At 69.9% G+C, this 13080-nt stretch carries 12 protein-coding genes; 5 read left to right on the top strand and 7 right to left on the bottom strand.

Annotated features, from left to right (window positions below):
- Positions 1-10: 10 nt before the first annotated feature.
- Positions 11-1285 carry a phosphoribosylamine--glycine ligase gene (gene purD / locus GTO19_RS08820; RefSeq protein ID WP_291020695.1) on the bottom strand — a complete coding sequence of 425 codons (1275 nt, stop codon included), beginning with the start codon at positions 1283-1285 and terminating at the stop codon, positions 11-13.
- Positions 1282-2007 carry a YebC/PmpR family DNA-binding transcriptional regulator gene (locus GTO19_RS08815; RefSeq protein ID WP_291020693.1) on the bottom strand — a complete coding sequence of 242 codons (726 nt, stop codon included), beginning with the start codon at positions 2005-2007 and terminating at the stop codon, positions 1282-1284. Before GTO19_RS08815 ends, purD begins: the two co-directional genes overlap by 4 nt.
- 96 nt (positions 2008-2103) lie before the next feature.
- Here GTO19_RS08815 and GTO19_RS08810 point away from each other — a divergent pair, with 96 nt between their 5' ends.
- A complete protein-coding gene (locus tag GTO19_RS08810; protein WP_291020691.1) occupies positions 2104-3645 on the top strand; it encodes a helicase HerA-like domain-containing protein in 1542 nt (513 codons plus the stop codon).
- Positions 3646-3663: 18 nt separating this feature from the next.
- Here the strand turns inward: GTO19_RS08810 and GTO19_RS08805 are convergent, their stop codons facing one another.
- Positions 3664-4023, bottom strand: coding sequence for a TraR/DksA C4-type zinc finger protein (locus GTO19_RS08805; protein WP_291020690.1), 360 nt, complete (start codon positions 4021-4023; stop codon positions 3664-3666).
- 230 nt (positions 4024-4253) lie between these two features.
- Between GTO19_RS08805 and GTO19_RS08800 the strand changes: the two genes are divergently transcribed.
- Together GTO19_RS08800 and GTO19_RS08795 are read left to right on the top strand one after the other, a co-directional pair.
- Entirely contained in the window at positions 4254-6944 is a 2691-nt protein-coding gene (locus GTO19_RS08800; RefSeq protein ID WP_291020688.1) for a bifunctional acetate--CoA ligase family protein/GNAT family N-acetyltransferase, read from the top strand.
- Between the two features lie 4 nt (positions 6945-6948).
- Positions 6949-7950 carry an acetyltransferase gene (locus GTO19_RS08795; RefSeq protein WP_291020686.1) on the top strand — a complete coding sequence of 334 codons (1002 nt, stop codon included), beginning with the start codon at positions 6949-6951 and terminating at the stop codon, positions 7948-7950.
- Positions 7951-8009: 59 nt separating this feature from the next.
- On the opposite strand, the gene clpA is transcribed toward GTO19_RS08795, so the two are convergent.
- From clpA to GTO19_RS08780, 3 genes are all read right to left on the bottom strand, one after another.
- Positions 8010-10346 carry an ATP-dependent Clp protease ATP-binding subunit ClpA gene (clpA, locus tag GTO19_RS08790; RefSeq protein ID WP_291020684.1) on the bottom strand — a complete coding sequence of 779 codons (2337 nt, stop codon included), beginning with the start codon at positions 10344-10346 and terminating at the stop codon, positions 8010-8012.
- A gap of 81 nt (positions 10347-10427) precedes the next feature.
- On the bottom strand, positions 10428-10784 hold the full coding sequence (gene clpS / locus GTO19_RS08785) for an ATP-dependent Clp protease adapter ClpS (protein ID WP_291020682.1): 357 nt from the start codon (positions 10782-10784) through the stop codon (positions 10428-10430).
- Between the two features lie 209 nt (positions 10785-10993).
- Positions 10994-11485, bottom strand: a complete 492-nt coding sequence (locus GTO19_RS08780) for a CBS domain-containing protein (protein ID WP_291020680.1) — start codon at positions 11483-11485, stop codon at positions 10994-10996.
- Positions 11486-11606: 121 nt separating this feature from the next.
- Here GTO19_RS08780 and GTO19_RS08775 point away from each other — a divergent pair, with 121 nt between their 5' ends.
- A complete protein-coding gene (locus tag GTO19_RS08775) occupies positions 11607-12128 on the top strand; it encodes a hypothetical protein (protein WP_291020678.1) in 522 nt (173 codons plus the stop codon).
- A 4-nt stretch (positions 12129-12132) separates the two neighbouring features.
- Positions 12133-12624: a DUF421 domain-containing protein gene (locus tag GTO19_RS08770; protein ID WP_291020676.1), complete on the top strand. Its 492-nt coding sequence runs from the start codon at positions 12133-12135 to the stop codon at positions 12622-12624.
- 156 nt (positions 12625-12780) lie between these two features.
- On the opposite strand, the gene GTO19_RS08765 is transcribed toward GTO19_RS08770, so the two are convergent.
- Positions 12781-12990, bottom strand: a complete 210-nt coding sequence (locus tag GTO19_RS08765; RefSeq protein ID WP_291020674.1) for a hypothetical protein — start codon at positions 12988-12990, stop codon at positions 12781-12783.
- Positions 12991-13080: the final 90 nt, after the last annotated feature.

Genomic DNA, 13080 nt, shown 5'->3' with positions numbered 1-13080 from the left:
GGCGCAACGATCACAGCGCGCGAAAGCCGATGTCGCGGCGGCACTGCATGCCGTCGAAGGCGATGCGGTCGACCACCTCGTAGGCGCGGCGCTGCGCCTGCGCCACCGAATCGGCCAGCGCGGTCACGCACAGCACGCGCCCGCCCGAGACGCGCACGGCCTCGCCGTCCGCCACCGTGCCCGCGTGGAACACCATGCGCTCGGCCTCGTCGGCCGGCAGGCCGGTGATGGCGTCGCCCTTGCGCGGATCGAACGGGTAGCCGGCCGCGGCCATCACCACGCCCAGGGCCACGCGCGGGTCCCAGTCGAGTTGCACGCGGTCGAGCTCGCCGCGCGTGGCCGCGAGCAGCACCTGCGCGAGGTTGCTGCGCAGGCGCATCATGATGGGCTGGGTCTCGGGGTCGCCCATGCGGCAGTTGAATTCCAGCGTCTTGACCGCGCCATCGGGCGTGATCATGAGGCCCGCGTAGAGGAAGCCGGTGTACGGAATGCCGTCGGCCTTCATGCCGCGCAGCGTGGGCAGGATCACCTCGTCCATGGCGCGCTGGTGCACCGCGGGCGTGACCACCGGCGCGGGCGAATACGCGCCCATGCCGCCCGTGTTGGGGCCCTGGTCGGCGTCCTTCAGGCGCTTGTGGTCCTGGCTGGTGGCCAGGGCCAGGGCGTGCTCGCCGTCGCACAGCACGATGAAGCTGGCCTCCTCGCCCTGCAGGAACTCCTCGATGACGACGCGCGCGCCGCCCTCGTTGTGCGCCACGCCCAGTTTGTTGTCCAGCAGCATGAAGTCGATGGCCTCGTGCGCCTCGGCCGCCGTCATGGCCACCACCACGCCCTTGCCGGCCGCCAGGCCGTCGGCCTTGACGACGATGGGCGCGCCCTTGGCGTCCACGTAGGCGTGGGCTTTCACCGGGTCGGTGAAGGCCTGGTACTCGGCCGTGGGAATGCCGTGGCGCTGCATGAAGGCCTTGCTGAAGGCCTTGGAGCTTTCCAGTTGCGCCGCCTTCTGCGTGGGGCCGAAGATGGCCAGGCCGTGGGCGCGGAACTCGTCGACCACGCCGGCCGCCAGCGGCGCCTCGGGGCCCACCACGGTGAGCCCGACGCCATTCGCCTGCACCCATTCGCGCAGGGCCACCTTGTCGGTGATGGGCAGGTTGCTGAGCTGCGGATCGCGCGCCGTGCCGGCGTTGCCCGGGGCCACGAAGACCTCGCTCACGCCCTCCGACTGCTTCAGGCGCCAGGCCAGGGCGTGTTCGCGGCCACCGCCGCCGATGACAAGAACCTTCATTCCGAGATTTCAGCGTTGTGGAAGACGTTCTGCACGTCGTCCAGGTCTTCAAGCACGTCCAGCAGCTTCTGCATGCGGGCGCCGTCCTCGCCGCTCAGGGCGATGGTGTTCTCCGCGCGCATGGTCACTTCGGCGAACTCGGCCTTCAGGCCCTTGGCTTCCAGCGCGTCCTTCACGGCCTCGAAGTCGGCCGGCGGGGTCAGCACCTCGATGGCGCCATCGTCGTCGGTGATGACGTCCTCGGCGCCGGCCTCCAGCGCCACTTCCATCACCGTGTCTTCCGACGTACCGGGCGCGAAGATGAGCTGGCCGCAGTGCTTGAACTGGAAGGCCACCGAGCCTTCGGTGCCCAGGTTGCCGCCGAATTTGCTGAAGGCGTGGCGCACCTCGGCCACGGTGCGCACGCGGTTGTCGGTCATGGTGTCCAGGATGACCGCCGCGCCACCGATGCCGTAACCCTCGTAGCGGATTTCCTCCAGCGACAGGCCTTCCAGCGTGCCGGAGGCCTTGTCCACGTTGTACTTGATGCGGTCGGCCGGCATGTTGGCCGCCTTGGCCTTCTCGATCGCCAGGCGAAGGCGCGGGTTCATGGCGGGGTCGCCGCCGCCGCTGCGCGCGGCCACCGTGATCTCACGGATCACGCGGGTCCAGATCTTCCCCCGCTTCTCGTCCTGGCGCCCCTTGCGGTGCTTGATGTTCGCCCACTTGCTGTGTCCGGCCATGGGAAGTCCTCGAAATGCCTGCTGGCTTTGATCTAATGAGCCCGCGATTTTACGATCGCGCCCGAACTCGCCCGCCCAACCCACCAGGACCCGACCATGGCCGAACCCCTGCTGATCGCCAAGAACGCCCAGACCACTTGCCAGGTGCTGCCTGGCCTGGCCAACCGCCACGGCCTCATCACCGGGGCCACCGGCACCGGCAAGACCGTGACCCTGCAGGTCCTGGCCGAAGGCTTCTCGCGCATCGGCGTGCCGGTGTTCATGGCCGACGTGAAGGGCGATCTCAGCGGCATCAGCCAGACCGGGAAGATCGGCGAGAAGATGGCCGCCGTCCTGGCCGAACGCGGCATCGATCTGCCCCAGCCCACCGAATGCCCCACCACCCTGTGGGACGTGTTCGGCGAGCAAGGCCACCCCGTGCGCGCCACCGTCAGCGACATGGGCCCGCTGCTGCTGGCGCGCATGCTCAACCTGAACGACACGCAGACCGGCGTGCTCAACCTGATCTTCAAGATCGCCGACGACAACGGCCTGCTGCTGCTCGACATGAAGGACCTGCGGGCCATGCTGCAGCACGTGGGCGACAACGCCAAACAGTTCACCACCGAATACGGCAACATCAGCGCGGCGTCCATCGGCGCCATCCAGCGCGGGCTCATGCAGGTCGAATCGCAGGGCGGCGACAAGTTCTTCGGCGAGCCCATGCTCGACATCGCCGACTTCATGCAGACAGTGGACGGCAAGGGCGTCATCAACATCCTGGCCGCGGACAAGCTGCTCAACGCACCGCGCCTGTACGCGACCTTCCTGCTGTGGCTGCTCTCCGAGCTGTTCGAGAACCTGCCCGAGGTCGGCGACCCCGACAAGCCCAGGCTGGTGTTCTTCTTCGACGAGGCGCACCTGCTGTTCGACGAGGCGCCCAAGGTGCTGGTCGAGCGCATCGAACTCGTGGTGCGCCTGGTGCGCTCCAAGGGCGTGGGCGTGTACTTCGTGACCCAGAACCCGCTGGACATCCCCGACAGCGTGCTCGGCCAGCTCGGCAACCGCGTGCAGCACGCGCTGCGCGCCTTCACGCCGCGCGACCAGAAGGCGGTGAAGTCCACCGCGCAGACCATGCGCCCGAAAGCGGGGCTCGACATCGAGGCCGCCATCACCGAGCTCGCGGTGGGCGAGGCCCTGGTGAGCTTCCTGGACCCCAAGGGCCGCCCCTGCGAGACCGAGCGCGCCTACGTGGTGCCGCCGGGCAGCCAGATCGGCCCCATCACGCCCGAGCAGCGGCGCGCGCTGACCCAGGGCTCGCTGGTGGCGGGCACCTACGAAAAGACCGTGGACCGCGAGAGCGCTTACGAGATGTTCCGCGCGCACGCGGGGGCGCGTGTCGAGGAAGCCGCAGAGGCCGCCGCCGACGGCAAGCCCGGCGCCAAAACACCGCGCATCCCCGGCTCGCCCAAAGGCGCGCCCGCCGAGGAAAAGAGCGTGATCAACGAGGTGCTGTTCGGCCGCACCGGCCCGCGCGGCGGCCAGTACGACGGCCTGGTGCAGACCATGGCCAAGACGGCCGCCCGCACCGTGGCCAGCGGCCTGGGCCGGCAGATTCTGCGCGGCGTGCTGGGCGGGCTGCTCGGTGGCAAGCGCTGAACGCCCGGCGCCGAGGCCCTAACCGATCTCGGGCAGGAACTCGGCGTCCCAGGTCGAACTCGGGCCGTCCCGTCGGTCGCGGCCCGGCGCCAGGCCCTCGGCCACCAGGGCGCAAGCGGTGCACAGCCCCGTGTCGGGCACCAGGGTTCTGCGCGTCAGGGAAATCGGTTCACCGCAACGCGCACAGGCGCTGGCGCCCGGGGCGTCCAGGCGTGCCAGCGCGCTGTCGAGGTGGTCCACCTCTTCGACGATGTCGTCGCTCAGCCCGATCGGCAGCGCGCCCCGCCGCAAGAAGTTCATCAAGCGCTCGCGGCGCTCGCTGAGCACGGCGCGCAAGTGATCGCGCGCGCCCGGGTCTGCGTATTCGCGTTCAGCCATGGGTGCCTCCTTGATGTCATCACCGGGTGATGTGCAGTTGCCACGGAGTGTTGGCTTGCGCGATGGCCGCTACCTTGACGCGAGCCATGGCTCACGTCAAGACGTTCCGTCGGCCGCACCTTTGACCTGGCGCAAGCCCGCCCGCGCATCGCGGTTCATCATGCGGGCATGCGCTGCCTCGCCGCTCCCCAGGCGCTCAGCCACGCGGTACGCAGCACGGAGGTAGTCCCGTGAGCATTCGGCATCTCGACACCCTGTTTCAGCCGCGCTCGGTGGCCGTCATCGGCGTCTCGCGGCGCGCCAACGCCGTGGGCGCGCTGGTCTGGCGCAACCTGCGCGAAGCCGGTTTCGCGGGGCCGCTGTGGGCGGTGAACCACCGGCCCTTCGAGCTCGACGGCCAGCCCGTGTTCTCCAGCGTGGACGAACTGCCCGCCGCGCCCGACCTGGCCGTCATCTGCACGCCGGCCGACAGCGTGCCCGAACTCGTGGCCCAGCTCGGCCGCAGGGGCACGCGCGCGGCCATCGTGCTCACCGCCGGCCTGCGCGACGGCCAGGCCCCGGACGGCCGCAGCCTGGAGCAGGCCATGCTCGACGCGGCACGCCCGCACCTGCTGCGCATCCTCGGGCCCAACTGCATCGGCGCACTGGTGCCGGGGCAGGCGCTCAACGCCAGCTTCGCGCCGGGCCAGGCCCTGCCGGGCGAGCTCGCCTTCGTCACGCAATCGGGCGCACTCGCCACGGCCATGCTCGACTGGGCCCGGGCGCGTGGCATCGGTTTCTCGCACTTCATCTCGCTGGGCGATGGCGCCGACGTGGACTTCGGCGACCTGCTCGACTACCTCGGCAGCGACCCGCACACCCGCGCCATCCTGCTGTACATGGAATCCGTGACACACGCGCGCAAGTTCATGTCGGCCGCGCGCGCCGCGGCGCGCAACAAGCCGGTGGTGCTGGTCAAGTCCGGCCGCCGGCCCGACGGCGCGCGGGCCGCGGCCTCGCACACCGGCGCACTGGCCGGCTCCGACGCCGTGTTCGACGCCGCCGTGCGGCGCGCCGGCATGCTGCGCGTCGATACGCTGGAGGCGCTGTTCGACGCCGCGCAGACGCTCTCGCGCGTGCGCCATGGGGCTGGCCCGCGGCTGGCCGTGCTCACCAATGGCGGCGGCGCGGGCGTGCTCGCCGCCGACACGCTGGACGGCGGTCAACTCGCGGCCTTGTCTTCGCGCACCCTGGCGCGGCTGGACGCCTGCCTGCCCGCCAACTGGTCGCACGACAACCCGGTGGACGTCATCGGGGACGCACCGCCCGAACGCTACCTCGACGCCCTGCGCGCGCTGATCGACGCGAGCGAGGTGGATGGCATCCTGTTCATGCACGCGCCCACGGCCATCGCATCGGCCACGGAGATCGCGCAGGCCAGCCTGCCTCTGCTGCGCGAATCCGACAAGCCGGTGCTGGCCTGCTGGCTCGGCGGCCCGCGCGTGCAGGCCGCGCGCGAGCTGTTCGGCGCGCAAGGCATTGCCTGTTACGACACCCCCGAGCGCGCCACCGCCGCCTGGCAGCAGCTGCGCGACCACCACGCGGCACAGGCCGCGTTGCTGCAGTTGCCCGAGTCGAGACCCGAGCTGCACTTTCCTGACCGGGAAGGCGCGCGCGCCCTGGTCGAGGCGGCCCTGGCCCAAGGCAGCGAGTGGCTCGACGAAGGCCAGGCCAAGCAATTGCTGCTGGCCTACGGCATTCCCTGCGTGGCCACCGAACGCGTGGGCGACGTGCCAGGCGCGCTGGCGGCGGCCGAACGCATCGGCTACCCGGTGGCGCTCAAGATCGTGTCGCCCGACGTCCTGCACAAATCGGACGTGGGCGGCGTGGCACTGAACCTGGCCGACGCCGCCCAGCTGCGGGCCGAAGCGCAGCACATGCAGGAGCGGATTGCACGCGCCAAGCCCGGCGCCCGCCTGAACGGCTTCACCGTGCAGGCCATGGCCGACTGGCCCCTGGCGGTGGAAACCATCGCGGGCATTGCCAGCGACCCGGTGTTTGGCCCGGTGCTGCTGTTCGGCGAAGGCGGCACGGCGGTGGAGGTGCGCGCCGACCGCGCGATCGCGCTGCCGCCGCTCAACGCCGTGCTCGCCCGCGATCTGGTGCAGCGCACGCGCGTGGCGGGCCTGCTGCGCGGCTACCGCTCGCGCCCGCCCGCCAAGCAGGACGCCATCGTGGACGTGCTGCTGCGCCTGAGCCAGCTCGCCAGCGACCTCGCCCACGTCGCCGAACTCGACATCAACCCGCTGCTGGTGGACGCGCACGGCGCGATCGCGCTGGACGCACGCGTTCGCGTGCGCGCGGCTGAGCCGACGCGCGATGGGGCGCACCTGGCGCTGCGGCCGTACCCCTCCGGTCTGGAGCGGGTGCAGGACGTCGGCGGCGAGCCGATGTGCCTGCGCCCCATCCGTCCGGAAGACGGCGAGCGGCTGCAGCGGTTTTACGCCCAGTGCTCGCCCGAGGACCTGCGGCTGCGCTTCTTCTTCACGCGCCGCGAAGTGCCGAGCAGCGAGCTGGCGCGCTACTGCCAGATCGACTACGAGCGCGAGATGGCCTTCGTTGCCTTGGCCGGGGACCTGCTGTGCGGCGAGGCGCGCGCCGTGTGCGACCCCGACAACGAAGTCGCCGAATTCGCGGTTCAGGTGGCACAGCCCTGGCAAGGGCGCGGGCTGGGACGCGCCCTGCTGGACCGGCTGATCGAGCACCTGCGCGCGCGCGGCACGCGCGAGCTGATGGGCTGGTGCCTGGAAGGCAACCACGGCATGGTCAACCTCGCGCGCGCCACCGGCTTCGGCATGCGCCGCTGCCCCGACGGCACGCTGGAGCTGCGCCTGCCGCTGGCCTGGGCGCCTGCGCCGATGGCCGCCGAGACGGGCCGATAAGGACATGAGCCACTGGGACGTCTTCAACGGCGACGCCGACGGCCTGTGCGCGCTGCAGCAGCTGCGCCTGGTCCACCCGCGCGAGGCTCGCCAGGTCACGGGCCTCAAGCGCGACATCGCCCTGCTCGAACGCGTCGACGCCCAGCCCGGCGACACGCTGACGGTGCTGGACATCTCGCTGGCACGCAACCGGGAAGCCCTGGAGGCGCTCTTGGCGCGCGGCGTCAGCGTGGAGTACTTCGACCACCACCACGCCGGCCCCGAACCGCTGCCGCGCCATCCGGCCCTGATGCTGGAGATCGAGGCCGCGCCCACGCGCTGCACCAGCCTCATCGTGCACCGTCACCTGGGCGGCCCGCACACGGCCTGGGCCGTCACCGGTGCTTTCGGCGACGGCATGCTGGCCAGCGCACGTGCGCTGGGCCACGCCGCCGGCCTGGACGAAGCGCGCCTGGACGCGCTGCGCACGCTGGGCGAGGCGATCAACCACAACGCCTACGGCGACACGCGGGCCGACGTCCTGATCGCGCCAGCCGCGCTGCACGCCCTGATGCGGCCCTACGCCGACCCGCTGGCCTTCTGGCGGCTAGAACGCGTGGCCGACGCCCTGATCGTGCGCCAGCGCGAGGACCTGGCCCGCGCCGACGCGCTGTCTCCACGCTGGCGCCTGCCGGCGGGCGCGGTCTACGAGCTGCCCAATGAAGCGTGGGCGCGGCGCGTGCAGGGCAGCCTGGCCTACCGCTGCGCCGAGCGCGAGCCCGAACAGGCCTGCGCGGTGCTGCGAGCCGCCGGCCCCGAGGCCTTCGTGGTGACCGTGCGCGCGCCCGCCCATCGGCCACGCGGCGCCGACCTCCTCTGCCTGGCCTTCGGCGGCGGCGGGCGTGCCACCGCCGCCGGCATCGACCGCTTGCCCCGACAACGGGTGGACGAGTTCCTGCTGGCCTTCCGCCATGCCTTCGACCCGGACGCCTCCGATCGGGCGTCGCCAGCGCGGCCGGGCGGCTGAACCCAAAAAAATGCCCCGCTCAGGGCGGGGCATCTTGCAGGGCCAGGGACCGGCGGGCTTCAGACTTCCGTGGCCTCTTCCGGCTTGGCCTTGCCTTCCTTCTTCGGCAGCGGCTGGATGTCGAGTTCGACTTCCTGGGTTTCCTTGCCGTCCTCGCCCGTCTTGGTCACCAGGTCGACGTTCAGGCGCCCCCCCTCGGTCAGGCGACCGAACAGCAGCTCGTCGGCCAGGGCACGGCGAATGGTGTCCTGGATGAGGCGCTGCATCGGGCGCGCGCCCATCAGCGGGTCGAAGCCCTTCTTGGCCAGGTGCTGGCGCAGCGTGTCGCTGAAGGTGACCTCCACCTTCTTCTCGGCCAGTTGCGTCTCCAGCTGCAGCAGGAACTTGTCGACCACGCGCAGGATGATCTGCTCGTCCAGGGCCTTGAAATTGACGATCGCGTCCAGGCGGTTGCGGAACTCGGGCGTGAACAGGCGCTTGATATCGGCCATCTCGTCGCCCGCGGCACGCGGGTTGGTGAAACCGATGGTCGCCTTGTTCATGGTCTCGGCGCCCGCGTTCGTGGTCATGATGAGGATCACGTTGCGGAAGTCGGCCTTGCGGCCGTTGTTGTCGGTCAGCGTGGCGTGGTCCATCACCTGCAGCAGCATGTTGAAGAGGTCCGGGTGCGCCTTCTCGATCTCGTCGAGCAGCAGCACGCAGTGCGGCTTCTTGGTGATGGCCTCGGTCAGCAGGCCGCCCTGGTCGAAACCCACGTAGCCCGGAGGCGCGCCGATCAGGCGGCTGACGGCGTGGCGCTCCATGTACTCGGACATGTCGAAGCGGATCAGCTCGATGCCCATGATGTAGGCCAGCTGCTTGGCCGCTTCGGTCTTGCCCACGCCGGTGGGGCCGCTGAACAGGAAGGCGCCGATGGGCTTGTCGGCCTTGCCCAGACCGGAACGCGCCATCTTCACGCTGGCGGCGAGCACCTCCAGCGCCTTGTCCTGGCCGAACACCACGCTCTTGAGGTCGCGCTCCAGCGTTGCGAGCTTGCCGCGGTCGTCATTGGAGACGTTGGCGGGCGGGATGCGCGCGATCTTGGCGACGATCTCCTCGACCTCGGTCTTGGAGATGGTCTTCTTGCGCTTGGACGCCGGCAGGATGCGCTGCGCCGCGCCGGCCTCGTCGATCACGTCGATGGCCTTGTCGGGCAGGTGGCGGTCGTTGATGTACTTGGCCGACAGCTCGGCGGCGGCCTGAAGGGCGGCCACGGCGTACTTGACGTTGTGGTGCTCCTCGAAGCGCGACTTCAGCCCCTTGAGGATGTCCACCGTCTGCTCCACCGTGGGCTCCACCACGTCGACCTTCTGGAAGCGCCGCGACAGGGCCGCGTCCTTCTCGAAGATGCCGCGGTACTCGCTGAAGGTGGTGGCGCCGATGCACTTGAGCTGGCCGCTGGAAAGCGCCGGCTTGAGCAGGTTGGACGCGTCCAGCGTGCCGCCCGAGGCCGCACCGGCCCCGATCAGGGTGTGGATCTCGTCGATGAACAGGATGGCGTTGGGCTTGTCCTTGAGCGACTTGAGCACGCCTTTGAGGCGCTGCTCGAAATCGCCGCGGTACTTGGTGCCGGCCAGCAGCGCGCCCATGTCGAGCGAATAGACGCTGGACTCGGCGAGGATCTCCGGCACGTCGCCCTGCGTGATGCGCCAGGCCAGGCCCTCGGCGATGGCCGTCTTGCCCACGCCGGCCTCGCCCACGAGCAGCGGGTTGTTCTTGCGGCGGCGGCACAGGATCTGGATGACGCGCTCGACCTCGTACTCGCGGCCGATGAGCGGGTCGATCTTGCCGTCCTTGGCCATCTGGTTCAGGTTCTGCGTGAACTGCTCCAGCGGCGAGGCCTTCTCGTTGCCCTTGGCTTCGGCGGCCTCTTCGTTCTCGGCCGCGCTTTCATTGGACTTGGTCGGCTCCGGCGGATCGCTCTTGCGGATGCCGTGAGCGATGAAGTTCACCACGTCCAGGCGCGTCACGCCCTGCTGGTGCAGGTAGTAGACGGCGTGCGAGTCCTTCTCGCCGAAGATGGCGACGAGCACGTTGGCACCGGTGACCTCTTTCTTGCCATTGCCGGTGGACTGCACGTGCATGATGGCGCGCTGGATGACGCGCTGGAAACCCAGCGTGGGCTGGGTGTCCACCTCGTCGGTGCCCGCCACCTGCGGGGTGTTGTCCTTGATGAAGTTCGTCAAGGACTTGCGAAGGTCGTCGATGTTGGCCGAGCAGGCACGCAAGACCTCGGCGGCGCTGGGGTTGTCAAGCAAAGCCAGCAGCAGGTGCTCCACCGTGATGAATTCGTGCCGCTGCTGCCTGGCCTCGACGAAGGCCATGTGCAAGCTGACTTCAAGTTCCTGGGCAATCATGTGGCACGTCCTTTGGCTGGGGAGTATCGGGAAAAGCGCGTCCTGAGACGAATGTAGGGTCTAGATGAGGAGCTTGAACGCTTATTCAACAGGTTCGCTCACGCATTGCAAGGGGTGACCCGCCGAGCGGGCGGCCTGCAGCACCTGGTCCACCTTGGTGCTTGCGACATCGCGTGAATAGACGCCGCAAACCCCTTTTCCCTCCAGGTGAATCTTCAACATGATCTGGGTGGCCGTCTCGCGGTCCTTGCTGAAGTACTCCTGGATGACCTGCACGACGAATTCCATCGGGGTGAAATCGTCATTGAGCAGCACCACCTGGTACATCTGGGGCGGTTGAACGCGCTGCGTGCGCCGTTCCAGGACGACCGCGTCGTCGCTGCCCGTGGCGGGCGGGGCCGCTGGGGTTTCCGGTTTCTTGGGGATCTGCGAAGCCATGAAATTCATTCTAGCGAGCGCGCCCCACCCCCGATGCCGTCCGGGACACCGCCGGTTGGCCGGGCGGTGGATACCGCCAGGGACTATTGTGAGGCCCTGCCGGACAGGCCAAGCGTCAAGCAGCGCACGCAAAGCCGCTCAAATTCCGTCCGTCGCCCCCGCCGCCCCGCGCAGGCGGCCCCGAAGCGCTCGAGGCCGCTTGGCACTGCTCAGCGCCGGGTGCTGCGATCCGCGCCCCCGCCGGCGGCGCCACTGGCCTGACTCAGGCCCGCCCGATCCGGCTGCGCGGGCTGCGAAATGTCCTGCAAGGCCCGGGCCGCTTCCTCGGGGCTGGTCTTGACCGCCACGTCGCCCAGCGACAGGAGGCCGACCAGGCGCTTGTCGTGGTCCACCACCGGCAGGCGGCGGATCTGCGCATCGCACATCATCTGCGCCGCTTCTTCGATGGACTGGTCCTCGTAGCACCACTTCACCTCGGGACTCATCACCTCGCGCAGGGTGGCGCGTTCGGGGGCCAGGCCCTGGGCCACGCCCCGCACCACCAGATCGCGGTCCGTCACCATGCCGAGCAGCCGCTGGCCGTCGCACACGGGGACCGATCCAATGGCCATTTCCTCCATCGCCTGGGCGGCCAGGCGCAGGTTGTCGCCGGGAGACAGGGTCCGCACCCCGCGGGTCATGACTTCGCTGACTTGGTTCATGTTCAGGTTCCTTTCCATCAATGGTGTGGCTGTGGGAGATGTGGCTTTGGTGGGCAAGCGGCATGCCATGCGCGCGGACCGGGCACGCCGATTGCCGGGGACCGGCAGCCGGCCGACATCCATGCCCTCACCGCACCCGCCCTCACCACCCCGCCCGCCCGAATACCGTCGCGAGGTGCGCCTGGGCGCCCTGGAATGGATCGGCATCCCCGCGCTGGCGCTCCTGCCCGTGCTGGCACTCAGCGGCGCACTCGGGCCCGCGCACACCCGCCAGGTCCTGCAGGCACCGAACGCGCTCTGGCTGGACGTGAGCCACCCGGCGCGGCTGCGCCACCTGGGCAGCGGGCATCTCGTCGTCACCGTCACCAACACCGCCGCCGAAGGCACCCAGGACTTGTCGCTGGCGTTCGACGAGGCCTACCTCGCGCACTTCTCCAGCGTCGATTCGGTGCCGGCGCCCGACGCCATCTCGTCGGGCCGCGCCCGGGTCAGCCTGCCGGCACTGGCCCCTGGCGAGCGCGCCAGCGTGCACCTGCGCCTGCAACCCGACGACTGGGGCCTGCTGAAGGGCTGGGTGGAACTCAACCGTCCCGGACAGCCCACGCTGGCGCGCCTGGACTTCTCCACGACCGTGCTGCCCTGATGACATGGACACCGTCGCGCGCGTCACCGTCATCTACCTGGTCGTGCTGCTCGGCTTGCGCGTGCTGGGCAAACGCGAGTTCGGCCAGCTCTCGCCCCTGGAACTGGTGTCCCTGCTGATGATTCCGGAGATCGTGTCCCAGGCGCTCATCGGCAGCGACTACTCCCTGACCACCGGGCTCACCGGCCTGTGCACCTTGCTGGTGCTGGTCTTTCTCACCTCGCTGCTCGTGCAGCGCTTCGAGCGCGTCGGCCGCCTGGTGTCGGGCGATCCCACGGTGCTCGTCTACGAAGGCCGCTTCCTCGTCGATGCGATGAACCGCATGCGGGTCACGCCCGACGAGGTGTTCACCGAGATGCACAAGACGGGCCTGGAGGCCCTGAGCGAGGTGAAGTGGGCCATCCTGGAGCCCGACGGCAGCATCGCCATCCTGGCGCATGACCCCCCCGAGCACCCTTCAACCCCAGCGCATGCCGAGCGCAAGAAGCCCGTCTGAACCCCATGCACACCACCCCGCCGCCTCCCCTGCAACCGCCCGCCCCGCCGCCTCTGCACGACCCGGTGCCGCCGCCGATGGGCGATCCGCCGCCGGCACCGCCGGTGCCGGGCCCGAACGCGCCGCCGCCGAGCCCGCCGAACGGGGCCAGCGCCCTCAGTCCGCCTCCCTCCTGACGGCGCGGGGCGGCGGCCGGTCGTCCAGCAGATCGACGCTGGCACCCGGGTCTTCTTCCCCCGCCGCCGAGGCGTGCGCCCAATCCTTCGCGTCGGCCTCGGGCGCCAGGCCCTCGCCGCGCGAAGGTGAGAGGAGCCGGGCCACCGCCCGGCGCCCCCGTTGAAAGATCCCACCGATCGACTGTTTCATGACTGCACAAGACCGCGCCGCAGCGCCGACGTTCCCGCCCCGCCCCGATGGGCGATGGCCGGTTCCCCTGGATTTCCTCTGGATTCGCAC

The sequence above is a fragment of the Hydrogenophaga sp. genome, assembly GCF_011772445.1.
Taxonomy (GTDB): domain Bacteria; phylum Pseudomonadota; class Gammaproteobacteria; order Burkholderiales; family Burkholderiaceae_C; genus Hydrogenophaga.
This window is presented reverse-complemented; position numbering and strand designations above follow the sequence as displayed.